We start from the raw sequence: 22,676 nt of genomic DNA on the forward strand, positions 1-22,676 counted from the left end.
CGGTCGGGCCTCTTTTTGTCTGCCCGATCAGGCGAGGGAGGTCACGTGGCCTTGGGCGAGCTTGACGAGGAAGACGGCCAGGTTGCTCGACATGTGGGCCGCGATGCAGGGCAGCAGGGAGCGGTCGGGGTTGAGGCTCCAGAAGCGCACGGTGTAAAACCAGAGCGAGTTGAGGAAAAGCAGCAGCAGGGCCCAGGCAGCCTGCTTGTCCAGCGCCCAGCTAAACTGATACCAGGCGGCGCCTTCGGCCTGCTCGGTATAATACTGGTAGTGGGCGAGGGCAAAGAGCAGCGAAAACCCGACGATGCTGGCCCAGAGGACCGCCTTGCCTTTTTTCGTGACTACGAGATAGCCGCGGAAGATCAGCTCTTCGCCAAAACCGGCTGCGAGCATGGGCAGCAGGTAGAGCCACGAGATGTCGCTCTGGTCGGCACTTACGCCGAGCGCGTATTCGCCGCCGGTCTCCAGCGCGACGAGCGCGAGCGCGCCGCCGATGGCGATCCAGATGGGCAGGAGAGGGGAGGGCACGGCGCCAGGGAAGGCTTTGGGGTTGGGCTCCCCCCGGCGGTGGGCCTGCAAGTCGGCCCACCAAAGCTTGCCCAGATAGGCGGCCCCGGCAGCCACCAGTAACATGATGAGAGGAGATTCGTTCATTGCAGCGATCAGTTTTGGTTTTTGCCAGCCAAGTGAACCCGCTTGATTTTGCAACCCTCACTGCCTAAGGTCCCCCAAATGGTAGCATCCAGTGGTCCCAGCACGCCCCGGCCCGAGGGCATCGGCAGCATCACCGCCCCGATCGAAGCGCACCTGCAGGCGCTTGAGCGGTACTTGCTGGACGAGGTGTCTTCCTTTGAGCCGGAGGTGCAGGAGCTGGTGCGCTACACCTTCCAGCACAGTGGCAAGAAGATCCGGCCCATCCTCGTATTTTACAGCGGCTGGACAGGCGAGGGCGAGGAGCCGCCGACCGATCTCATCCGCGCCGCCGCCATCGTGGAGCTCGTCCACCTCGCCACGCTGGTGCACGACGATATCCTGGACAATGCCGACCTGCGGCACCGCACCCCCACGGTGGCCCACCGCTACGGGGCCCATGCGGCGGTGCTGTTGGGCGATGCTGTGTTTGCCCACGCGCTGAAGCTGGCGGCGGACTTCCCGACCACCTTCGTCTGCCGCGAAGTGGCGCAGGCCACCCGGCAAGTCTGCTCAGGCGAGATCGCGCAGACCTTTGCCCGTGGGCGCGCCGACCTCTCTCTGCCGGCCTACTACCGGATGATCGACTTGAAGACGGCGGAGCTGTTTCGCGTGTCGGCCCTGTTGGGCGCTACCTTGACGCACCCGGCCTCGGGCTTCCCCGAAGCGGCAGCGGAGTTCGCGCGCCGCCTCGGCATCGCTTACCAGATCTTCGACGACCTGGCCGACCTCTTTTCCTCGGAAGACAAGGCGGGCAAAACGCTGGGGACCGACCTCGCGAGCGGCAAGTTCACCCTGCCGTTCCTGCTCTGGTTCCCCACGTTGACCGATGCGCAGCAGCAGGAGTGGATCCGCCGTATCAACACCCACCCCGATGCGGTGCTGGAGCTGCGGGCGGAGTGGGAGCAGGCCGGCATCCTGCCCAAGGTGGTCGACGCCTTCCGCCACGAGCTGCGCTTGGCCACCGAGGCCCTCGAGCCCTATCAGGAGCTGCCGGCGGCCCAGAGGCTTCCCCGCCTGCTCGGTTTCGTGGAGGCCGCCTGCGCCAAGCTGCTCGCCCAGATCGGCTATCAGGAGTAAGACCGGGCGGTCTGGCCCGGTGCAACTCTACCGGGCAGTTGGGGTTAAAACCGTTAAATCTACCGCATTTGCGGTTGAAACTGCTGTCCTATTATGGCATCTTTCAGCTCCTCAATGGCTTTGACCGGCACACTCGACAAGGCGGCGACTACTTCATCTGCACCTGTGACCAGTGCGGACGAGGATTGGTCGTACGTGGAGCGAGTGCAGGCCGGCGATGTGGCGGCCTTTGATTTCCTCGTCACCAAGTACCGGGAGCGTCTCTTTTCGATCGTCTACAACATGACGTCGAACCGGGAGGACGCTGCCGACCTGACGCAGGAAGCCTTTATCAAGGCCTTTTCGTCCATCAAGCGCTTCCGCGGCAAGTCCTCGTTCTTCACGTGGCTTTACCGCATCGCCGTCAATACCACCCTCAGCCAGCTGAAAAAGCACCGCTTGCGCCGCTTCTTCAGCCTGGAAAACCTGCACGACGAAGCCACTTCTTCGGAGATTGTCGAAACCCTCTCCGAGGGCGGCAAGGCGGAGCGTCGCAGTTTGGCCAGCGAGCTGCAGGAAAAATTGAACGAAGCGCTTCAGAAGCTGTCTCCTAAGCATAGAACGGTCGTGGTCCTTTTCGAAATCGAGGGTCTTAGCCACCAAGAGATTTCGGAGATCATGGGATGTTCTGTCGGGACGGTCCGCTCACGCTTGCATTATGCCAAGCAACAGCTCCAGGCCTACCTGCAGGACTATATCCGCTGACCGTCCTCTGATGCTCATGCCGGAAAACAAGCCACAACCTCGTATCGCGGTCGAAGACCTGCTCCAGCTCAAGCGAGCCGAAAAGCCTGATCAGGCTTTCTGGCAGGATTTCGATCGTCAGCTCCAGGAACGCCGCCTCCGCCTCTTGATGGATCGCGAGGACCCCACCGCAGGGTGGGCACGGGGCTGGATCCGCTGGAGCTTCCTGGCTGGCACACCCGCCGCCGCCACCGCCTTTTTGTTTGGCTTCGGCATCCTGCAGTTGCCTGTCACCGCCTTCAACCCGTCCGGCACGCCCGGGCAGACCGATGAAGGAGCGACGGCCTCCGCGCCCCGCCCGGCTGGTCAGCCCCTGCAGGCTTCGTCCTTCGGCCCGGCGGTGACTGCGCTGGCGATGGATCTGCCGACGCCTTCGCGCGAGCGCCCCGCCGAGCTGGCTACCCCGAGCGCCAGCAACCGGATCGACTTGATGTCGTCTTTTGTGTCGTTTGCCAACGATGCGCTTTCCGGTGAAGACGCCACTACGGGCAGCTTCCGCAAGATCATGGCCCCCACCTCGCTGGTATCCGAACCACGGCCCAGCTACCAGTATGTGGCGGAGCCGTTGACCTCCAACGAGGTGGACACCAGGGCACACCGCAGTTCGGAACTTTTCTAGCAGCGTATGCGGTGGCTCTTGATGATGATAGCCGCTCTTTGGGGAGTTGGTTCAGGGTCGCCCTTGTTTGCCCAGGATTTTATGGCGCTCCAGCGCCGCATGGTGGAGCTGTATGAGCAGCACTCGCACTCCATCGTCCGCGTCAAGGCCGCCTATCCGTCTTCCGGGCCCGACGACACCCCACGCGTGCTGATCGGCACGGGCTTCTTCATTTCCCGCGAAGGCCATGTGCTGACCAATGCCACCGTGGTGCAAAAGCCCGAGCGCGCCTGGGTCGAGCAAAACGGCGTCTCCTATGCCGCCGATGTGGTGGGCATCGACGAAAGCAGCAACCTGGCGCTGCTCAAGGTCCGCGACCTGCCGCCCCGCTTCAATTTCTTCCACTTGGCCGATACGCCGGAGCTGCCGCCGGTGGGCACCATCCTCGTCCGGATCAGTATGCCGTTGGAGTTTGGGCCGTCGCCCAGCCTGGGCCTCGTTACCGGCTACGAATCGCGGTTCGCCCAACGCTTTTTCCCCTGCAAGTTTATGCGCACCTCCCTGCCAGCCGGCCCGGGCGAGGGTGGTGCCGCCTATATCGACCTCAGCGGTCGCCTGGTGGGCATGCAGACCTTTTCCTTGCCTGAGATGGGCGCCACCTATGCCCTGCCGGCCCGGGCGGCCCTGCGCCTGCGGGACGACCTGCTTTTCAACGGAGAGATCGGTTATGGCTGGATCGGCTTCGAGATCCGCATCGAGAGCGACCGCGAGCGCGGCGCACGCCTGGTGATCGATAAGCTCGTGCCTGAGACGCCCGCTACCAACTCCGGCCTTGAGCCCGACGACGTGCTGATCGAGATCGGCGGCTATGAGATCCATACGCTCGACGATCTACGCAACGCCATGTTCTACTCCCGCGTAGGCACGTTTACCGACATCAAGGTGCGCCGGGGCGATGTCGTGAAGGAATTTTCCGTGCAAGTGGCCAAGCGGCCCAAAAACGAGCCGCTGGAGATCGTGACCCGCATGCCCCGGCTCGACGGCGAAGTCTCGCCCATCCGCCGCCCCAGTGAGCCGCCCGAAGATTCGATGATCCTGCCCTTCAGCGCCGAAATGCCGCTCCCCATGATGCCGGCGGAAGGCCAGTAAAACCGGGGCCGCACAAAAAGGCGGGCGAAGGGCATTGACATAACCAGTTCACCGCCTTAGGGCTGCGGTAGATAAGCACGTCTTATCTAAATCCTCCCTTTCCACGGTTTTATCATGAGAACTGAACGCGACTCGATGGGCGAAATGCAAGTGCCCGATTCCGCTCTCTACGGCGCCTCTACCCAGCGGGCCGTCCTGAACTTCCCCATCAGTGGGCGCGGGATGCCTGCCGACTTCGTCCAGGCCCTCGGCCTGCTCAAGTGGGCCTGCGTATCGGCCAATGAAGAGCTGAGCCGCATTTCGAAGGACAAGGCCGACTTGATCCGCGCGGCCTCGCTCGAGATTTACGCCGGCAAGCACAACGACCAGTTCCCGGTCGACGTCTTCCAGACGGGCAGCGCCACCTCCAGCAACATGAATGCGAACGAGGTGATCGCCAACCTGTGCAGCCTCGCCACCGGTGAGGCCGTCGGCTCCAAGAAGCCCATCCACCCCAACGACGATTGCAACCTCGGTCAGTCCTCCAACGACACGATGCCGACCACCCTGCACGTCGCGGTGGCCCTCGCGCTGAAGGACAAGCTGATCCCCGCCCTGGAGCACCTCCACGCCAAGCTCGACGAAAAGGCCAAGTCCTTCGACGACGTGGTGAAGATCGGCCGCACCCACTTGATGGACGCCACGCCGCTCACGCTCGGCCAGGAATTCAGCGGTTACGCCCAGCAGGTCAAGAAGTCGATCGTGCGCGCGAAGAAGGGCATCGAAGCCCTCGAAGAACTCGCTATCGGCGGCACCGCAGTCGGCACCGGCATCAACACGCACCCTGAGTTCAGCGCCCGCGTGGCCCGCCTGCTCAGCGAAAAGACGGGCCTGAAGTTCCGCGAAGCCGACAACCACTTCGAAGCCCAGGGCGGTCGCGACGACTCCGTGGAAGTTGCGGGCTACCTCAGCACCATCGCTGCCAGCCTCACCAAGGTCGCCAACGACATCCGCCTGCTCGGCAGCGGCCCCCGCAGCGGCATCTTCGAGATCAATCTGCCCTCCACCCAGCCGGGCAGCTCGATCATGCCGGGCAAGGTCAACCCGGTGATGAGCGAAATGCTGATCCAGTCCGCCATTTACACGCAGGGCCTCTGCACCAGCGTGGCCATCTGCGGCCGCGACGGTCACTTCGAGCTCAACGTGACGATCCCGCTGATCGCCTACAGCCTGCTCGAATCCATCACCGTGCTCGCCAACGGCGCCCGCACCTTCGCCGACCGCTGCGTGGCTGGCATCGAGTGCAACCGCGACCGCTGCGACGAGCTGGTGAAGAAGAGCCTCATGCTCGTCACCGCCCTCAACCCCTACATCGGCTACGACAATGCCGCCAAGGTGGCCAAGAAGGCCTTCGCCGAGAACAAGACCCTCCGCGAAGTGGTGCTCGAAATGGGCCTGATGGAAGCCGACAAGCTCGACGAGGCACTCGACCCCAGCACGATGGTGACGCCGCAGGCCTAAGGGCCATTCTGCCGCGTTTAACGTGATTTCTACGACCGGACGGAAGCGCCTGCTTCCGCCCGGTTCTTTTTTGGCTGCCGCCGCCCCCTTGAGGCCTCAAGCTTCGCCTTCGTGGACGAGCCGCCGATCCTCTTCTTCGACGGGGTGTGCAACCTCTGCAACCACACGGTCGACTTCATCCTCCGGCACGAGCGGGAGCCACGGCTGCGCTTCGCCCCGCTACAAGGGGAGCACGCCCGCCGCCTCCTGCCCCCGCTGGGGATCGACCCGGAGGCGCTCGACAGCCTCGTGCTGTACGAAGCGGGCAGGGTGTATCAGCGCAGTGCCGGGGCCTTCGCACTGGCCGCTTACCTGCGCGCCCCGTGGTGCTGGCTGCGCGCCTTTCGTATTTTGCCCCGGGCCTGGCTCGATGCTTTATACCGTTATGTCGCCGCCCGCCGCTATCGCTGGTTCGGCCAAAAGGAGAGCTGCCGGTTGCCGACTCCTGAAGAGCGCGCCCGTTTCCTCGATTAAACGCTCTTTCCCTTTCCAGGCCGCTGCCGTATCTTGCGCGCATGAAGATCCATCAGGCGACGATCAGCGTTTCCGCCCGCGGGCAAGGCACCACCGAGTTCACGCACGATATCGAGCGCGAGGTGCGCCAGAGCGGCGTGCGCAACGGCCTCGTGCACGTGTTCTGCCAGCACACCAGTTGCAGTCTCGTCATCATGGAGAATGCCGACCCCACCGCCCGCCGCGATCTGGAAGAATGGCTGAACCGCCTCGTGCCGGAAAACGTGCCCTACTTCCAGCACACGCTGGAAGGGCCCGACGACATGCCCAGCCACATCAAGATGGCGCTCACCCGCACCAGTGAGACGCTCCCGCTGCACGACGGCCAGCTCCAGCTCGGCACCTGGCAAGGCGTATTCCTCTGGGAGCACCGCCGCTCTTCCCACCGCCGCCGCATCTTCATCACCGTGATGGGAGAGTAGGGCTTGGGCAGATAGCCTAAGCCTTCTGCTTTGCCACCTTCTCGCCCGGGGGCAGCTTGGGCAGGGTAAAGCTCATCGCGAGCGAGACCAGCACGAGGCCGGCGGCGGCATAGTAGGCAAAGTCGGAGCCGAACTTGTAGTAGATCAGCGCACCCGCGAGCGGGCCGATGGCGCGCGCCAAGGCACCGGCGGAGCGGAAGGCACCGAGGTTGGTGCCCTGTTCATCGGCGGGGGAAAAGCGCGAGGCGGCCGCGGTCAGGGAAGGGCTGACGAGACCGGCCCCAAAGCCCAGCAGGCCGAGCCCGGTGTAAAAGAGGGGCGCCTGCAGAGCCGCGCCGAGGCAGACGAGCGCCAGAAACACCATGAGGAAGCCGACGAAGATCAGCGGCATTTCCCCAATCTTGGGGCTCAGGCGGCGCACCACCATGCCTTGGCTGATCAGGAGCATCAGGCCGATGAAGACGAAGATTTTCGTCATCGCCAGCGGAGAGTAGAGCAGACGCTCGCGAGCCAGGAAGGTCAGCGAAAACTCCATGCCCGCAAAGGCGATCACGAAGATCAGGTAGACGAAGATCACGAGCTGCACCACCTGCGACTTGACGATAAAGATCTCGGCGAGGCGGTTGGGGCGCTTCTGGCCCTCTTCGAGTGTGGGCTTGGCCTTCTTCACCGCCAGCGTCTCGGGGAACGAGCGCCAGACCCACACGAGGTTGACGAGCGAGAGCAGCAGGGCCACCAGCGCCGCACCGGAGAACGGATGCAGGCCGATGCCTTCCAGCGAGGGCCAAATGTGCAGGGGGTTGAAATAGGTGGCACTCACCGCGCCGATGGCCGGCCCGAGGATGAAGCCGAGGCCGAAGGCGACACCGATCAGCGCCATGCCCTTGCCGCGCCCCTTCTCGTCCGTCACGTCGGCGATGGCTGCGGTGGCGACGGCGATATTGCCCGCCATCAGACCCCCGAGAGCGCGCGAGATGAGCAGCGCCCAAAAGTGCCCGGAGAAGAACCAGAGCAGGTAGCTGACGGCCACGCCCGTCACCGTAAGGAGCAGCACCCGGCGCCGGCCCTTGTAGTCGGAGGTGCGCCCCCAGTAGGCCGCACTGAAGAATTGCAGCAGGCTGTAGAGCGAGCCGATGATGCCGCCAAAGAGCACGGTGGTCAGGAACTCCGCTTCGAGCGGGTCGGGCACCACTGCGGCCAGTCGCTCCACCATGCCGCCGATCAGGCTGTTCGGCCCCTCCAGCTCCAGATAGTAATGGAGCATGGCGGGGAAGAGCGGGAAGATGATGGAGAACCCGACGAGGTCGAGGAAGACGGTCAGGAAAATGACGCCGAGGGTTCGTTTCTGGTTCTGCGGGGAAGGCTCCGTTGCTGCCATGACAAAAAAGTGATCATGGACCGAACCCGGCGGAGCGTCTAGAGCGCATTTCTAATTTCTTGTCTTCCGCAACTAATAGGGGTTCTGCGGCGCCTAACTGTGGTTGTATTTCTTTTTCAGCGCCGCCGCCACATTCAGCGGGATGAACTTTTGTACGCGCTCGGGGTCGAAGGCGGAGACCTGTTTGACCAGCGTTGAACTCGTGAAGTAGTAGAGCGAGCCCGGCATGAGGAAGATCGTCTCCACCTCCGGGTCGAGGTCGCGGTTCATCTGCGTCATCTGGAATTCGAATTCGAAGTCCGACACCGCACGCAGGCCCCGAATCAGGGCGATGGCACCCTTTTTCTTCGCGAAGTCGACCACGAGGCCCTGGAAGGGCTCCACGCTGGCGTTGAGGCCGCGAATATTGCCGCGGATCAGCTCCACGCGCTCTTCGAGGGAGAAGAGGGGGCCCTTGCGCTGGTTGTTGGCTACGGCCACAGTAATGTGGTCGAACAGCTTGCAGGCGCGGTGCAGGATGTCGAGGTGCCCGTTGGTGACGGGATCGAAGGTGCCAGGGTAAAGGGCGAGTTTCATGGCGAAGACTTTGCGTTGGAGTTTGACCAACCCGCTTTGGGAATGGACCATGTAGGGAACGATGGCAAACCCCTTCTGCAGCGGTGCTTAGACACATCCCCAACATCATCACTTTTTCGCGCATCCCCGCGCTGGCTTTCGTGGCCTACTGGACGCTCGTCCCGGGCGACGATCATGCCGCCTGGGCGTGGTGGATGCTGCTCTGGGCAGTCGCGTCGGACTTCCTCGACGGTTACCTCGCGCGTCGCTTCAACTGGACCTCCAACCTCGGTAAGCTGCTCGACGCCATGATCGACAAGGTGCTGGTGCTGGGCGGCTTCGCGCTGCTCATTATCGTGGGCCTGCTCGTGCCGTGGTGGTTTGTGACCGTCGTCGTGCTGCTGATGGCGGTGCGCGAATTTGGCATCACCTGGATGCGCCTCGTGGCCGCCAAAAAGGGCCTCGTGCTGGCGGCGGAGAAGACGGGCAAGATCAAGACCGCCGCCCAGATGGCCAGCCTGCTCGTGATCTTCGCCGTGCCTGCCCTGCCGCTGGAAGCGCGGACGGCGTTGCTCTACGTGGGCTGGATCCTCTTTTACGTCTCGGCCTACCTCACGATCAAATCCGGCCTGATCTACCTCAAGAAATACGGCCCGCTCCTGAAAAACGGGGGTGCGGCGTGAGGCGCGAGATGCAGTTGCCGCTCGCGGTGCAGTTGCTCTTGCGTCAACTGCCCGATGCAGCCGTGGTGCCGGTCGTGACGCTGGGCAAGCTCGGCCACTTGCGACCGGGGCCGGGCACCTGGGGCAGCGCAGTGGGGGTGCTGGTTTACACCGTCCTCTTTTACCCGCTGCCGTTCCCGCTGCAGATCCTCCTGCTGGCACCGTTTCTGATCTTCTGCCTGCTATGGTGCGAAGAAGGCGAGCGACGTCTCGGTCACAAAGACCCGAGCGAGCTGATCCTCGACGAAGTCGCCGGGCAACAACTGGCGTTTTTCGGCCTCGGTAGTATCATCCACGCCAGTAACTACCCGTGGGCCTACTTCCTTGCCGGGTTCGCGCTCTTCCGCTTTTTCGACATCCTGAAGCCCCTCGGGATCAAACGCCTGCAGAACTTCCCCGGCGGCATGGGTGTGCTGGTCGACGATCTGGTGGCCGGCCTTGCCGCCGCCGTCTGCCTCGGCCTCGCGCACTTCTATCTGCTGCCGTTGGTTGTGGAGTAGGGCGGGGTATTGGGCCTCACGCCAAGGCGCAAAGACGCCAAGAAAAATCCCGATCTACTCCCCTCCTTCGCGTCTCTGCGGCTTGGCGTGAGGTTCGCTTGAGAATCAAAGCTCGTCCGCCGTACTTGAAGTCGGAAAAATGGGCAGTTCAAAACGCGCCATCCCGTTGGCGTAGCGAAACTGCACCATCTGCACTTCTGTCTCGGAAACTTCGCGGTCGGCGCAGCCGTAGGTGGCCGACCACGCAAAGCGGTAGCTGAGGTGATAGGCGTCGTCGTTTTCCGCCACCACCTCTTGCAAGCCAAACACGTCGCACTTCGCGCTAGGGTGGAGGTGCGTCATGTCTTCCAGCAGGAAATCTTGCAAGGCTGGCTCGTGACTGCGCAAGCAACGCAACAGCAAAGCCGGGGTGGCAGGTGCCGCCCCAAGCTTCAGTTCGAGCTGCCGAACGGCCATCGCTCCTACACGCCAGCCGCTTCGCCCACCGTATCAATGGCGGCGAGTTGCTCGCAGACGCGGCTGATCAGGAATTCTGGGGTCGAGGCACCGGCGGTGACGCCGACGATGCGGAATTGCGCCATCTCTTCCGCGTCGATCTCCTTGGCAGTCTCGATGTGGTAGGTCGGCTTGCCGGTGCGTTGGGCAAGCAGGGCCAGCTTGCGAGTGTTGGCCGAGTGATGGCCGCCGATCACGACAAAGGCTTCGACGCCCTGGTCCATCAACACCGCGATATCGCCTTGGCGGTCCTTCGTCGCGCCGCAAATGGTGTCGACGATCACGGCCTTGGGGAAGCGGGAGATCAGGTGATCGCCGAGACGGTGAAACTCGTCCGTAAACATGGTAGTTTGCGACACCATCAGCACCTGGTCGCCCAGCTCGGGCAGGGCGTCGATCTCGTCGGTATTCTTGATCACGTGGCCGCGGCCCTCGGTGTAGCCAAGCAGGCCGATGACCTCCGGGTGGCGCTCGTCGCCGAAAATTACGGTGTGGAAGCCCTTGCGCGAGTGCAGCTTGATCTTGCCCGCTACGATGCCCACATCCGGGCAGGTGGCGTCCTTGAAATCAATCCCGATGGACTTGAGATAGGAGCGACGCTCGGGGGAGATGCCGTGCGCGCGCACCACGAGTACAGCGTTCTTGTCCTGCTCCGCATCGATCGTGAGGTCGGAACGGCTCTGGTAGTCACCCACTTCGCGCACACCTTCGGCCTGCAGCTTTTCCATCATCTGGCTGTTGTGGATCAGCGGCCCGTCGGTGTAGACGGGGTGGCGGCCCTTGGAGGCAAAATCGCGTGCAATGTTGATCGCCCGCTCGACGCCCCAGCAAAAACCAGCGCTCTTGGCCCGAATAACTTTCATGATGCCTGCTAATATGGGCCAACCCGCCCCCGGCGTCAACGCTGGCGAACGGGTGGGGGATGCGTGTTTTCAAGCCGCAGATTTACGCAGATCAACGCAGAACAGAATCTCGTGCCACGGCACTAGTCTCCATCCGCGACAATCCGCGTTTCATCCGCGGCTAAAACCATTACGGCTTTATCTGATTCAATATTCACCTAAAGAGTGGTTCCAGGTATGGCCGAGCTGCTCGTCTGTCTGTAGACGTTCGCTGGGAAAAGTAGCGGTAAATGGCAAATCTCCCCGCGAGGCCACTTCCACGAAGAAAAGGTCAATGGCGTCGCTCAGCCCCAAGCCGAGGCGACTGAGGACCTCTTCAGCCTCGCGATACCGTGCTTCTTCAACATGTAAATGAAGGACGATCGTATGTGGCATAGGTTATTAGATGTCCAAAGACGCTGGATTCTCAAGCCCCATCGAGAAGGCGCAACTTGCGAATCTTGCGCCGGTTCATAGGTTGTAGATATGCGCACACGGTGGATCATGGCGTTGGTGGGGCTGGGCTGGATGGGCATGGCTGGCTTGGCTATGACCGGGTGCAGGCAGGAGCCGCTGGAGACGCCCACGCTCCAATACCCGGCCGATCTCGCCCGCAAGCTGGAGCGCAAGTTTCCACCCGGCACGGCAATGGCCAACGTCACCAAATGGATGTTCCGCGAAGCCTTCGAGCTGGAGAGCTGGACGGACCAGATTGTGACCTACAAGCGCGTCGATCGTCCTTACATCGACGGCTCCGTGACCTACCACGTTTACGTCTACCACGAAAATGGGTTTGTGCAGGGCTTTGAGGTCGACCGGGCGGACTCATCGGGCACGGGCGGCGACAGTAGCGCCCGTCGCAGCCGGTAAAGTCGGCAGCCCAGTGTTTGCTGTTTGAATTGCGCGGTTGAAAAAGGTTCGGCCTGTCGCCAACCTGTGTGCGTCCATGAAACATTTCTACATCACCACCGCCATCGACTATGCGAATGGGAGCCTGCACATCGGCCACGCCTACGAAAAGGTGCTGACCGATGTCATCGCACGCTACCACCGCCTGATGGGCGAACCGGTCCACTACCTGACCGGTCTCGACGAGCACGGGCAAAAGGTGCAGCAGAAGGCAGCCAGTGAGGGCGTCGAGCCCCAGGCCTTTGTCGATCAGGTGGCAGTGATGTTTGGCGAGCTGATCCAGAAGCTCGACATCACCAACGACGACTTTATCCGCACCACGCAGCCCCGCCACAAGCAAGTCGTGCAGGACATCCTGCAAGACCTCTACGACCGTGGAGAAATCTACCTCGGCGACTACAAGGGCTACTATTCGGTGCGCCAGGAGCAGTTTGTGGCCGAGAAGGAGCGTAATGAAGACGGTTCGTGGCCGGAGCTGTACGGCGAAGTGGTCGAGCTGGTGGAGCAGAATTACTACTTCCGCCTCAGCAAGTATCAGGACTGGCTGATCGACTTTCTGCAGCAAAACCCGGACTTCATCCTGCCCAGCTTCCGCCAGAAGCAGGTGCTGGAGTTCCTTAAGGAGCCGATCAACGACCTCTGTATCACGCGCCCGAAAGAGCGCTTGGCGTGGGGCATCCCCATGCCCTTCGACGACAACTACGTCACCTACGTCTGGTTCGATGCCCTGATCAACTACCTTTCCGCCACCGGTTGGCCCAACGAGGGCTGGGACAAGTATTGGCCTGCCGATTACCATGTGATCGGCAAGGACATCCTCGTGCCCGCCCACAGCGTTTACTGGCCGATTATGCTCAAGGCGATCAACGTGCCGCTGCCCAAGCACCTGCTCGTGCACGGCTGGTGGCTGGCGAAGGGCGGCTCGAAGATCAGCAAGAGCACCGGCAACGCGGTCGACCCGCTCGACTTCATCGACGAGTTTGGTGCCGACTCTTTCCGCTACTTCCTCACGCGCGAGATGAACGTGGCGCAAGACAGCGAGTACAGCCGCGAGCTGTTCCTGGCCCGCTATAATGGCGACCTCGGCAACAACCTCGGCAACCTCGTGAGCCGCCTGCTCAACATGGCCGGCAAGAGCTGCCCCGACGGCCTGCCCTCGGCGACCGTCGACGAGCAGCCCGAGCAAGACGTGAAGGCCGCGTGGGAAACGACCCGTGAGGAAGTGCTGCGCCTGTTTGAAGACTTCCAGTTCCACCTCGCGATGGAGCGCGTGATGGCCTTCTGCTCCAAGCTGAACAACTACCTGGAGCTGCGCCAGCCGTGGAAGCTCGCCAAGAGTAAAGAGGCGGCCGATCAGGAGCTGTTCAAGACCTCGCTCGCGGTGGTGGGCGAAGGCCTGCGCCTGTCGACGGTCTTCCTCAAGCCCGTCATGCCCACGATTGCGGACCGCATTCAGCAGCTGCTGGCCCAGCCGTCGGTCGATCGCTGGGACGACCGCCTGGAGTGGGGCAACCGCCTCGATGGCTGCGTGCTGGGCGAAAAGACGATCCTTTTCCCCCGCCCGCAACCCACTCCCGAAGCCTAGCCTATGCCCCTTCGCCTGTTCGCCCTCGGGCTCCTCGCCCTGCTGCCGCCTGCTCTCCATGGGCAGGCCAGCAATCGGGTCGTGATCGACCCCGCCGCGTCGTCCAAACTGGACATCAACGTCGGGCCCAACCCCGATGCGCGCGAACTGGCCAAGTCGTGGACCCAGGTGCTGGACTCGCTCGACCTGCGCAACAACGTGCGTCTCACGGTGGTGCGTGGCGACACGCAACTGCACTACATGTCGGTGATCAAGCTGGAGCCCGTCGAGCACCTGCTCGTGGTGACGCTGGGCACGGGCGGCAGCCGTAGCGGTCGCCATCGCGTCGTCGTGCGAGCCGACGAGGTGCTGGCCCTGGCGGAGACGCCAGGCGAGTAAGGCAGAACCGCAGACACCCAGGTTTTGATCGAGCCGAGGACGCCAAGGGCTTCCTCGGTTTTTTCGTATCTGTCGCCTCACGAGGGCCCTTCCGGGCATCCGTTTGACAGGGTAAAGTGATCGTTTTACCTTGAGCAGATGGACACGCACGACAAAATCGTCTCTGCGGCCGAGCAACTGTTCTACCGGCACGGTTTCGTTGCCACCGGGGTCGACCGCCTGACGCAGGCAGCTGGCATGTCGAGCCGCACGCTCTACAAACACGCGGGCAGCAAGACCGCCCTCATCACGGCAGTTTTGGCCGAGAGGGATCGCCGGTTCCTGAGTGCCGTTAAAATAAACAGCGTGAGCGCTCTTTTTCAGGCGCTGGAAGATTGGGTGCGCGTCGAGGGCAGTCGCGGTTGCCTGTTCCTGCGGGCCTACGGCGAAACGGGCGGCGATATTCCGGAAATCGCAGCAGCCGTCACCGCCCACAAGGCGCACCTCCACGAGAAGATTCAGGAGATTCTGGCGGTGGAGCTTGGCGGTGCTGACAATTCGGAGCTGGCGGACCAGATCCTCATCCTTTTCGAGGGCGCAACGGCGGCTGCCGTCTACCGAGGCGTAGCTGCGGTAAAAACAGGCTGCCGCATGGCAGAAGCCCTGGTGGAGCAGGCAAGATCATGAGCCGCGGGGTTTATTTGAGCGTGGCAGGCTTTGGGCTGATCGCCGTCTGCTACGGGTTTGCCCGTTTTGCCTTCGGCCTGTTTCTGCCCCAGATCGACGCCGAGCTGTCGCTTTCGCCCACTCAGAGCGGGCTGATTTCCGGCGGGTCGTTCTTCGGCTACTGCATCGCGATTGTCCTCTCTGCTCAGTTGACGGAGCGGATGGGCGCGAGGGCGGTGGCGATCGGCGCAGCACTGGTCGCCGCAGTCGGAATGGTGGGCATCGCGACTGCAGAATCGCCGTGGTGGCTCGCGGCTGCCGTAATGTTTGCCGGTTCAAGCACGGGGCTGGCTTCCCCGCCCATGGCGGCGGCTGTGGCCGAGGTCATTCAGCCTGCCCGTCAAGCTGCGATCAATACTGTGATCAACTCCGGCACAAGTGCGGGCGTGGTGCTTTCGGGGCCGGCGGCCCTGTTGGTGGCCGGGCAGTGGCGCCTTGCGTTCGCCGCGTTTGCAGGCGCTGCCCTGGTGGTGGGGCTTGCCGTCGCGCGCAGCGTGCCCGGTGCCACTCGCAAGGGCACAAAGACCGCAGATAGCGCCAGCCTTTTCACCCCTGCGATCCAGCGCCTGATCGTAGCCAGCTTCCTGCTTGGTATGTCCAGCACGGCCATCTGGTCGTTCGGGAGCCAACTCGTCACGCTCCGGCTGGATTGGGACCACGTGGGCGGAGGGCTGCTTTGGACGGTGATCGGCGCGGCGGGGATTGCGGGCGCGGCGGCAGGGGCATTGGTGGCACGTTTCGGTATCGACAAGGTGCACTGGGCCTCGCTGGGGGCTATGGCAATGGGGATCCTCGCCGTGGGCACGAGCATCACGACGCCTGTGGCGACCTTCGTGGGTGGTGCGCTCTTCGGGGCTGCCTACATCATGCTCAGCGGCGTATACCTGGTTTGGGGGGTTGTCGCGCTGCCCGCGCGCCCCGCCACTGGGTTGATGATCGGATTTCTGACGCTGGCCATCGGGCAGACGGTGGGTGCTCCGATCTTTGGCCTTCTGATGGGCTGGCTGCCGGCCGATGCGGCGGTAATCGTGTTCGCCGCGCTTGCCCTTGGCGCGGGCTCCGCGCGGGCGGGTGGGGGTGCCCGCCAGCCATCGCGCCCTGCGCCGACCGGTGGCGCTTCGACCTGCCTTGACCATTAGGGCGCGGTGCCTTTCGCTATTAACGCCGGCTGATTCCAAAAGCCGGCCTGTATTCTAATTGGCGGCTGTTCTGTGTTTTGATAATCTCACGGGCATCCGCTCACCGCTGCCATCCCTGCTGCTTCCCATGAAAAAACAACACGTCCTTCTCATTCTGCTCGGTGCCATCGTCGTGATCGTCGCCGCCTTTGGTGCCCGCTTCGTCAAGACGGTTGCGCCCGGCCATGTGGCGGTGGCCACGCTCTTCGGCAAAGTCCAGGCAGAGCCTTACGGTGAAGGCCTGCACTTCCCCGTCAACCCCCTGCTCGTGTGGTATGACTACGATGCCCGCGAAGACCAGTTGACCGAGTCGGCCCGCGTGCCCTCGCAGGACCAGCTGCAGACCGAGATCGACGTGACGGTGCGCTACCGCATCAACGCCCAGCTTGCCGCCCAGATCCTCAAGGAGACCGGCCTGAAGGACCGGGTGGTGGAAGTGCACCTCAAGCCATCGCTGCGCTCGACCTTGCGCGAGGCCGGCAAGTCGATCGAGCGCGCCGAAGACTTCTTCCGCGAAGAAACGCAAGACCAGCTGCAGGACTACATCCTCCTCACGCTACGCGAAGACCTCGAGCCCAAGGGCCTGCTGATCGACAAGGTGTTCATCCGCCGCATCGACCTGCCGCCCTTCATCACCAAGGCCATCGAGTCCAAGAAGGAGCGCGAGCAGGCGGTGGAGAAGCAGAAGGCCGAGCTGGAGCGCTTCCGTACCGAGCAGCAGCAACAGCTGGTGCAGGCGCAGGCCCAGCGCGCCGCCGCCGAAGAGCGCGCCGCCCAGCAACGCGTGCTGGCCGACGCCCGCGCCTACGAAATCGAGGTGATCAACAAGGCCGTGGCCGCCAACGAGGCCTACCTGCAGCTCCAGGCGCTGGAAGCCCTCAAGGAGATGGCCAAGGACCCGAGCACCAAGATCTACTTCCTCGACGGCGACAGTCCTCAGCCGCTGCCCCTCATGAACATCGGCGACAGCCTGAAATAATAATCGCCGCTGCTTTAGCCGCCTTTTGAACCAAAAGAGCAGCATCCTGTCTGTTCTGTTAGATGCCAATGGTTGCTCCCCCTTGCACGAGGGGGAGTTTTTTCGTTGGCAAAACGGGCCCACATGCGTGACTTATGAAAAGAAAGTTGCGCTCGTGGCTTGAAACGCGCGTCGTCTTTCCCTACTCAACCCCCTTATGACATTTCGATGGATCCAGGCCAGCCTCGCCCTCGCGGGCTTAACCCTGCTGGCCGGTTGCGGCAGCGACCGTGAACTCGAACTCTACCGCCCCGGGCAAGTGCCGGTCTGGCGCACCGCCGACCAATACACTCCGCCCACCGCCATCCCTTCAACCACCTCATCGATAGACCCAGAAACAATGGCTGAATATCCCCGCGTCACGCTCAAGACCTCCAAAGGCGACATCACGATCGCGCTCTTCGAAGACAAGGCCCCCATCACGGTGGCCAACTTCCTCGAATACGTCTCCAGCGACCACTACGACGGCACCATCTTCCACCGCGTCATCCCGGGCTTCATGATCCAGGGCGGCGGTATGGACGCCAACATGATCGAGAAGCCCACCAACGCTCCGATCAAGAACGAAGCCAAGAACTCCGTGCCCAACAACCGCGGCACGCTGGCCATGGCCCGCACCAACGCCATCGACAGCGCCACGTCGCAGTTCTTCATCAATCTGGTGGACAACAGCTTCCTCAACGGCAACGGCATCACCGGCGGCTACGCCGTGTTCGGCCAGGTCGTCGAAGGCATGGAAGTGGTCGACGCGATCGCCAAGGTCCAGACCACCAGCAAGGGCTATCACGACGACGTGCCCGCCCAGCCTGTCGTGATCGAAGACGCCTCCCGCGTCGAACAGTAGGCCGAGCATGGGCCCGCTTGTCCTTAGTGCGGACTTCCCCGATTACCAACTCCTGGACAGCGGGCGCGGGCGCAAGCTCGAGCGCTTCGGCGATGTCATCCTGATCCGGCCCGAGCCCAAGGCCTGGTGGCGCACTGCCACCGGCGAAGAGCAATGGGGCCGGGCTCAGGCCGTTTTCCAGGACAGCGGCAAATGGAAATTCCTGCGCCGCAACCTGGACCCGAGTTGGAACCTCTCCGTCTGCGGCACCACGCTGGAGGTGAAGCTGACCGACATGTCCAAGCACGTCGGCGTCTTCCCCGAGCAGGAGCCGCACTGGAGCTGGCTGCAGGAGCGGATCAAAGGCCGTTCGCAGCCCCGCGTGCTCAACCTCTTCGGCTACACCGGCGCGGCCTCGCTCGCCGCCGCCAAGGCCGGGGCGCACGTGACGCACGTCGACGCTTCCAAGCCCGCCATCGCGTGGGGGAAGCGCAACCAGGAAATCTCCGGCCTGCAAGACGCACCCGTGCGCTGGCTGCTGGACGATGCCTTCAAGTTCATCGCGCGCGAAATCCGCCGCGGTAACACCTATGAGGCCATCCTGCTCGATCCGCCCAGCTTCGGGCGTGGCCCCAAGGGCGAAGTCTGGAAAGTGGAGGAGCAGATCGTCGATTTCCTCGACCACCTGCGCAAGCTGCTCAGCGATCAGGCTGCCTGCCTCATCCTGACCATGTACAACCTCGAAGCCTCGTCCATCATGCTGCACAACCTCGTGCAAGACATGCTGCCGCCGGGCGAGGTCTCCAGCGGTGAACTCGCGCTGACGCCCAAATACGGCCAAAGCCGCCTCCCGCTCTCCCTCTTCTGCCGCTGGCAACCCGCGCAGTAGGGTAGGGGAGACAATCCCTCCGCCAAACCAAATGCAATGTTGAGTGCTGCGCTCTGCGCAGATTTGGTTTTTTAACCGAGGAGCTGCGCGAACAAAGACGGATCCATGGCTTATTCATGTGGACGTTGTCAATCTCTATGGTGGCACCCTTTCAGAGTGCATTTGCGTGGCCGATATTACCCGGGGTTGAGGTCCACAATTGCGGACCTCAACCCCGCGCTAAGAGCTGGCAAGCCGCTGGCTTGCTTGATGATGCAGCATCCCGGAGGGATGCCAGCTAGATAGCCGGTGGTTGAGGACGCTCCGCGTCCGACACCACCGGATGGTATCCGTACTGGATTGCACCCTGGCGGGGTGCCACTGCTGAAAGGGCCACTCAATAGGACACCTAGACCTTGCGACAATCAGGAGCCTTCATGCCTGCCGGGTCCTGTTGGCGAAATCAGATCGGCGCCAAGCGCCGCACTCCATAACGTCTCAGGCTGTTACAAGGCTTTTTCTTGGAGCTCGACTGCCGCCCGAGCCGCTTGCTCAGCGGCTTGTGCAACTTTTTGAAACTAAATCTCAAAAAGTGCTTGCGTCAAAGTGAGAATGGGTATCATATTCAAATCAGATCTTCGGGGCCTAGACCACTCCGGAGACGTGAGTAAAATATAACGAAGCAGTCAGTTAGATTCATCATCAGTCAGGATAGCGAACTCATAAACGGCCGGGCTACAGAGCCCGGTCGTTTGCATGTACGCTGGTAGCGAGGCATTTTCGCCTTTTCGGGCTGCGAGTTCCCGCCTAGCTTCAGCAGCTATGGCAAAGAAAAAGGGTGGGGCCAAGAAGGCCGCCGGATCGCGCAGCAAAGGCTTTTCGCTGCCCAACAAGCTGATTTTCGCCTGCATCGTGTTGCTGGTCGGGCTCGGGGTCTACCTGACGAATGCCGGGCGCGACTTTAGCCGCGAGGGCATGCAAGACCGCCTGCAATCGCTCGCCGACGAAGCCAAGCAGCGCGTGGACGGTATGGGCGGCGACGGCCTCTACGAACCGACCCGCCCCACCACGGTCACTTACGTCCCGGACGAGACGAGCCTGATCTACGGCGGCTTCCCGGAGCCCACCGGCGGCCTCTCGCTCCTCCAGCGCGAAGGCTTCATGGTCGCCTACGACGAAGGGCGCGAGAACCCCGCGTGGGTGGCCTACAAGCTCGCCGGCCCGCCGCGTTTCCCCTCGACCAAGCGTCCCAGCCGTTTTTCGACCGACGACGAGACGCGCGTCCGCGTGAGCCACGACGACTACACCGGCACCGGCTACGACCGTGGCCACATGGCCCCAAATTTTGCCATCTGCACCTACTACGGTCCGGAGGCCCAGGAGCAGACCTTCCTCATGAGCAACATCGTGCCGCAAGACCCCGACCTCAACCAAGGGCCGTGGCGCGAGCTGGAGGAGCAGATCGCCACCACCTTTACCGAGCGCTTCGACGCCGTCTATGTGATCACCGGCCCCGTTTACGATCACGAGCGCGAGATGTTACCCAAGCGCGACCCCAAAGACCCGAACAACGTGGAGATCCCCGACGCCTTCTTTCAGGTCATCGTGGGGCAAAAAGCCGATACCGTGCAGGCCATGGGCATCCTCATGCCGCAAGAGGCTGGCCGCCGCGATGACTGGCGCGACTACGTGCGTTCGATTGACGAGATCGAAGCCATGACCGGTTACGACTTTATGAGCAAGCTGCCGGACGACCTCGAGAACCGGCTGGAGTCGGCCAAGGCAGCAGCGTGGTAATCGCGTAGCCCAAGCGTCACTACTTTTTTGCAGATTTCATACAAAAAGGCTGGCTTGAAGCGGGAAGAGGAGTAAACTGCATATACCCACGGGACACGTCCCGATTCACTCTACCCCCCCCCGCTACTCCATGACCTTTTCTTTCCCCTCCTTTGGTGGGCGCCTTCCTTGGGCGACCCTAACCATCTGGTCCGTTGTCGCCCCCGCTTTTCTGGCCTCCAGCCTGCATGCCGAGAGCGCTGCCCCTGCCGTAACCGAGCAGTCGGCCTGCAAGGTGCAGATGAGCGGCGACCTGCAAGACGGTGTAGCGACCCTGCAAATCCAGGTAGTGCCCGAGCGGGCAGGGCAGGAAGCCTCCGGCGGCATTTACCGCCTGCTGGTGGTCGACGCGCAAGGGGCGGTCTTGGCCGAAAGCGAACCGCAGCCCGTTTATGCTGGAAAAACGACGGAAATGAGCTTTCTAATGCCCGGCAGCGCGGCCCAGATCCAACTCCTCGGGCCGGATAACGCGGTCTCCGCCCACCTCAACGTGCCGGCGCGAGGCTATGATCGTTCCTAAAGCTACATGGCTTCCTCCTCCCGCTACTCCGATCTCCAACAAGCCCTTGAACGCCTCCGGCTCCAGCCCGAAAAGCTGAAAATCCGCCGGACTTCCTCCCGCTTCTGCCTCGGGATCGAACACGGCGACTATAACGGCACCGAGCTGTTCGGCGTCGGCACCGACCGCTTTATCTGGTGTTCTTACGCCGAAAACCACACCGGCAAGCTGCGCCTGCTCAGCACCAATTTCCCGGACGACGGCGTGCTCGAGATCGACCCGCTGGCGCTGCCCGAGCGCGAAAGCGTGGCGGATTCCTGGGCCCGATTCCCCGCTGGCGTACTGGCGATCCTGCAAGAGGCGGGCTACCCCGTGCGTCAGGGCTTCGACGCCGCCCTGGTGGGCAACATCCCCGGCGGCGGCATGTCCCGCTCGGCCTCGCTCGCGATCAACCTCCTGCTCACGGTGGCGGAGGTCAACGGCTTTGAATTCGAGAGCGGTATGCGCGTGGTCGAGCTGGCCCAGCGCGTGGAAAACGACTACATCGGCTCCCCCTGCGGCATCCTCGATCAGGTGATGATCTACTTTGCCAAGGCGGGCATGGGCACGCGCTTCAACCCGGCCGACAAGTCGATCCAGCACGTGCCGCTCGGGGGCGACGCCGACGCCTTCCGCCTCGTGAGCCTCGACACCGGCACCGTGCGCCACGGCCTCGAAAAATCGACCTACAAGATCCGCCGCACCGAGTGCGAGCAACTGGTCGAGCTCTGCCGCCCGGAATTTGGCCTCAAGAATCTCGGCGAGGTGAAGGAGCAGGAGCTTTACGACGGCATCATCAGCCGCTTCGGTCAGACGCACCCGCACCTCTGCGCCCGCCTGCGCTACCTCTTCGGTGCCCAGCAGCGTTTCGAGCGGATGATGCAGGCCTGGCGCGATGGCGACATTGAGACGGTCGGAGCGATCTTCCGCAAAGACGGCGTCTCCCTGCGCGACGATTACCAGATTTCGGGGCCCGAACTCGAAACCATGTGCGACATCGCCCGCAGCGTGCCCGGCGTGCTCGGCGAGCGCATGCTCGGCGGCGGCGACAAAGGGGCCAGTGGCGCCCTCGTCCGCAAGGATGCCGTGCCCGCGCTGCAAGAGGCCGTCAAGCTCGCCTACCCGCGCAGCCGTCCGGAGTTGAAACACCGCTTCGCCACCCACGCCTGCAGCCTTGTCGACGGCGTTTCCACCCTCCAGTGGAGCGACCTCCAGCCGACCGACCTCGACTAGGCCCGCCCGCCTTTAGGTTCCATAACTGCTAGTATAGTTCCTGTATATCGAAAAGCCCTTCCGGCACCGGAGGGGCTTTTTGGTGGAAGGAATGAGGGGAACTCACGCAGAGGCGCTGAGCAACTGTGTTTCTATGCAAGTGAGGTTTGCAGTTTTTGTGCGATGAGGATTGCGCGCAAGTGTAGAAGCAGTTTTCGCATGACGGCCACGAGGGCGACTTTATAAGGCTTTCCGCGAGCGCGTAAGCGCTCGAAGTAAGGTTTCAGGACAGGGTTGTGGATGACTGCGGTTCTGGCGGCC

At 62.7% G+C, this 22,676-nt stretch carries 27 protein-coding genes; 20 read left to right on the forward strand and 7 right to left on the reverse strand.

The window, feature by feature from the left end:
• Positions 1 to 27: 27 nt before the first annotated feature.
• Complete coding sequence (locus Q7P63_17640; protein ID MDP0501919.1) at positions 28 to 654, reverse strand: CPBP family intramembrane metalloprotease; 627 nt, start codon at positions 652 to 654, stop codon at positions 28 to 30.
• Positions 655 to 732: 78 nt separating this feature from the next.
• On the opposite strand from Q7P63_17640, the gene Q7P63_17645 reads away from it, so the two are divergent.
• The 7 genes from Q7P63_17645 to Q7P63_17675 all read left to right on the forward strand — a co-directional run bounded on the left by Q7P63_17645 (position 733) and on the right by Q7P63_17675 (position 6,774).
• Entirely contained in the window at positions 733 to 1,770 is a 1,038-nt protein-coding gene (locus tag Q7P63_17645) for a polyprenyl synthetase family protein (GenBank protein MDP0501920.1), read from the forward strand.
• Between the two features lie 93 nt (positions 1,771 to 1,863).
• On the forward strand, positions 1,864 to 2,514 hold the full coding sequence (locus tag Q7P63_17650; GenBank protein MDP0501921.1) for a sigma-70 family RNA polymerase sigma factor: 651 nt from the start codon (positions 1,864 to 1,866) through the stop codon (positions 2,512 to 2,514).
• A 10-nt stretch (positions 2,515 to 2,524) separates the two neighbouring features.
• Positions 2,525 to 3,172, forward strand: coding sequence for a hypothetical protein (locus Q7P63_17655; GenBank protein MDP0501922.1), 648 nt, complete (start codon positions 2,525 to 2,527; stop codon positions 3,170 to 3,172).
• Positions 3,173 to 3,253: 81 nt separating this feature from the next.
• Positions 3,254 to 4,300 carry a S1C family serine protease gene (locus Q7P63_17660; GenBank protein ID MDP0501923.1) on the forward strand — a complete coding sequence of 349 codons (1,047 nt, stop codon included), beginning with the start codon at positions 3,254 to 3,256 and terminating at the stop codon, positions 4,298 to 4,300.
• 114 nt (positions 4,301 to 4,414) lie between these two features.
• Positions 4,415 to 5,800 carry a class II fumarate hydratase gene (locus Q7P63_17665; protein ID MDP0501924.1) on the forward strand — a complete coding sequence of 462 codons (1,386 nt, stop codon included), beginning with the start codon at positions 4,415 to 4,417 and terminating at the stop codon, positions 5,798 to 5,800.
• A 111-nt stretch (positions 5,801 to 5,911) separates the two neighbouring features.
• Positions 5,912 to 6,313: a DCC1-like thiol-disulfide oxidoreductase family protein gene (locus Q7P63_17670; GenBank protein ID MDP0501925.1), complete on the forward strand. Its 402-nt coding sequence runs from the start codon at positions 5,912 to 5,914 to the stop codon at positions 6,311 to 6,313.
• 41 nt (positions 6,314 to 6,354) lie between these two features.
• Positions 6,355 to 6,774, forward strand: a complete 420-nt coding sequence (locus Q7P63_17675) for a secondary thiamine-phosphate synthase enzyme YjbQ (protein ID MDP0501926.1) — start codon at positions 6,355 to 6,357, stop codon at positions 6,772 to 6,774.
• Between the two features lie 16 nt (positions 6,775 to 6,790).
• On the opposite strand, the gene Q7P63_17680 is transcribed toward Q7P63_17675, so the two are convergent.
• Positions 6,791 to 8,152, reverse strand: a complete 1,362-nt coding sequence (locus Q7P63_17680) for an MFS transporter (GenBank protein ID MDP0501927.1) — start codon at positions 8,150 to 8,152, stop codon at positions 6,791 to 6,793.
• A 93-nt stretch (positions 8,153 to 8,245) separates the two neighbouring features.
• Entirely contained in the window at positions 8,246 to 8,728 is a 483-nt protein-coding gene (coaD, locus tag Q7P63_17685; GenBank protein MDP0501928.1) for a pantetheine-phosphate adenylyltransferase, read from the reverse strand.
• A gap of 83 nt (positions 8,729 to 8,811) precedes the next feature.
• Between coaD and pgsA the strand changes: the two genes are divergently transcribed.
• Both pgsA and Q7P63_17695 read left to right on the forward strand, forming a co-directional pair.
• Entirely contained in the window at positions 8,812 to 9,390 is a 579-nt protein-coding gene (gene pgsA / locus Q7P63_17690) for a CDP-diacylglycerol--glycerol-3-phosphate 3-phosphatidyltransferase (GenBank protein MDP0501929.1), read from the forward strand.
• 8 nt (positions 9,391 to 9,398) lie between these two features.
• A complete protein-coding gene (locus Q7P63_17695; GenBank protein ID MDP0501930.1) occupies positions 9,399 to 9,929 on the forward strand; it encodes a phosphatidylglycerophosphatase A in 531 nt (176 codons plus the stop codon).
• Between the two features lie 105 nt (positions 9,930 to 10,034).
• Here Q7P63_17695 and Q7P63_17700 read toward each other — a convergent pair whose 3' ends face one another.
• The 3 genes from Q7P63_17700 to Q7P63_17710 all read right to left on the reverse strand — a co-directional run bounded on the left by Q7P63_17700 (position 10,035) and on the right by Q7P63_17710 (position 11,701).
• On the reverse strand, positions 10,035 to 10,385 hold the full coding sequence (locus Q7P63_17700; protein ID MDP0501931.1) for a hypothetical protein: 351 nt from the start codon (positions 10,383 to 10,385) through the stop codon (positions 10,035 to 10,037).
• A 5-nt stretch (positions 10,386 to 10,390) separates the two neighbouring features.
• Complete coding sequence (ispH, locus tag Q7P63_17705; protein ID MDP0501932.1) at positions 10,391 to 11,287, reverse strand: 4-hydroxy-3-methylbut-2-enyl diphosphate reductase; 897 nt, start codon at positions 11,285 to 11,287, stop codon at positions 10,391 to 10,393.
• A gap of 186 nt (positions 11,288 to 11,473) precedes the next feature.
• The gene (locus tag Q7P63_17710) at positions 11,474 to 11,701 is read right to left on the reverse strand and encodes a type II toxin-antitoxin system RelB/DinJ family antitoxin (GenBank protein ID MDP0501933.1); all 228 of its coding nucleotides are present in this window, start codon (positions 11,699 to 11,701) and stop codon (positions 11,474 to 11,476) included.
• A gap of 90 nt (positions 11,702 to 11,791) precedes the next feature.
• Between Q7P63_17710 and Q7P63_17715 the strand changes: the two genes are divergently transcribed.
• The 11 genes from Q7P63_17715 (at position 11,792) to Q7P63_17765 (ending at position 22,376) form a co-directional block, all read left to right on the forward strand.
• Positions 11,792 to 12,175 (forward strand): hypothetical protein, encoded by a 384-nt coding sequence (locus Q7P63_17715; GenBank protein ID MDP0501934.1) that lies wholly within the window; start codon positions 11,792 to 11,794, stop codon positions 12,173 to 12,175.
• 76 nt (positions 12,176 to 12,251) lie between these two features.
• Complete coding sequence (gene metG, locus Q7P63_17720) at positions 12,252 to 13,799, forward strand: methionine--tRNA ligase (GenBank protein MDP0501935.1); 1,548 nt, start codon at positions 12,252 to 12,254, stop codon at positions 13,797 to 13,799.
• Positions 13,800 to 13,802: 3 nt separating this feature from the next.
• The gene (locus Q7P63_17725; GenBank protein ID MDP0501936.1) at positions 13,803 to 14,177 is read left to right on the forward strand and encodes a hypothetical protein; all 375 of its coding nucleotides are present in this window, start codon (positions 13,803 to 13,805) and stop codon (positions 14,175 to 14,177) included.
• Between the two features lie 138 nt (positions 14,178 to 14,315).
• Positions 14,316 to 14,843 (forward strand): TetR/AcrR family transcriptional regulator, encoded by a 528-nt coding sequence (locus tag Q7P63_17730; protein MDP0501937.1) that lies wholly within the window; start codon positions 14,316 to 14,318, stop codon positions 14,841 to 14,843.
• Positions 14,840 to 16,021 (forward strand): MFS transporter, encoded by a 1,182-nt coding sequence (locus tag Q7P63_17735; GenBank protein ID MDP0501938.1) that lies wholly within the window; start codon positions 14,840 to 14,842, stop codon positions 16,019 to 16,021. Before Q7P63_17730 ends, Q7P63_17735 begins: the two co-directional genes overlap by 4 nt.
• Positions 16,022 to 16,148: 127 nt before the next feature.
• The gene (locus Q7P63_17740; protein ID MDP0501939.1) at positions 16,149 to 17,039 is read left to right on the forward strand and encodes an SPFH domain-containing protein; all 891 of its coding nucleotides are present in this window, start codon (positions 16,149 to 16,151) and stop codon (positions 17,037 to 17,039) included.
• A gap of 379 nt (positions 17,040 to 17,418) precedes the next feature.
• Complete coding sequence (locus Q7P63_17745; GenBank protein MDP0501940.1) at positions 17,419 to 17,922, forward strand: peptidylprolyl isomerase; 504 nt, start codon at positions 17,419 to 17,421, stop codon at positions 17,920 to 17,922.
• Positions 17,923 to 17,929: 7 nt separating this feature from the next.
• Positions 17,930 to 18,790 (forward strand): class I SAM-dependent methyltransferase, encoded by an 861-nt coding sequence (locus Q7P63_17750; protein ID MDP0501941.1) that lies wholly within the window; start codon positions 17,930 to 17,932, stop codon positions 18,788 to 18,790.
• Between the two features lie 801 nt (positions 18,791 to 19,591).
• The gene (locus Q7P63_17755) at positions 19,592 to 20,566 is read left to right on the forward strand and encodes a DNA/RNA non-specific endonuclease (protein ID MDP0501942.1); all 975 of its coding nucleotides are present in this window, start codon (positions 19,592 to 19,594) and stop codon (positions 20,564 to 20,566) included.
• A gap of 130 nt (positions 20,567 to 20,696) precedes the next feature.
• A complete protein-coding gene (locus Q7P63_17760; protein ID MDP0501943.1) occupies positions 20,697 to 21,125 on the forward strand; it encodes a hypothetical protein in 429 nt (142 codons plus the stop codon).
• Positions 21,126 to 21,131: 6 nt separating this feature from the next.
• A complete protein-coding gene (locus Q7P63_17765; protein MDP0501944.1) occupies positions 21,132 to 22,376 on the forward strand; it encodes a hypothetical protein in 1,245 nt (414 codons plus the stop codon).
• 131 nt (positions 22,377 to 22,507) lie between these two features.
• Here Q7P63_17765 and Q7P63_17770 read toward each other — a convergent pair.
• Positions 22,508 to 22,676: IS110 family transposase (locus Q7P63_17770; protein ID MDP0501945.1), on the reverse strand; the 169-nt coding region annotated here is incomplete at its 5' end.

It is taken from the genome of Verrucomicrobiota bacterium JB022, from assembly GCA_030673845.1.
GTDB lineage: Bacteria > Verrucomicrobiota > Verrucomicrobiia > Opitutales > Oceanipulchritudinaceae > WOUP01.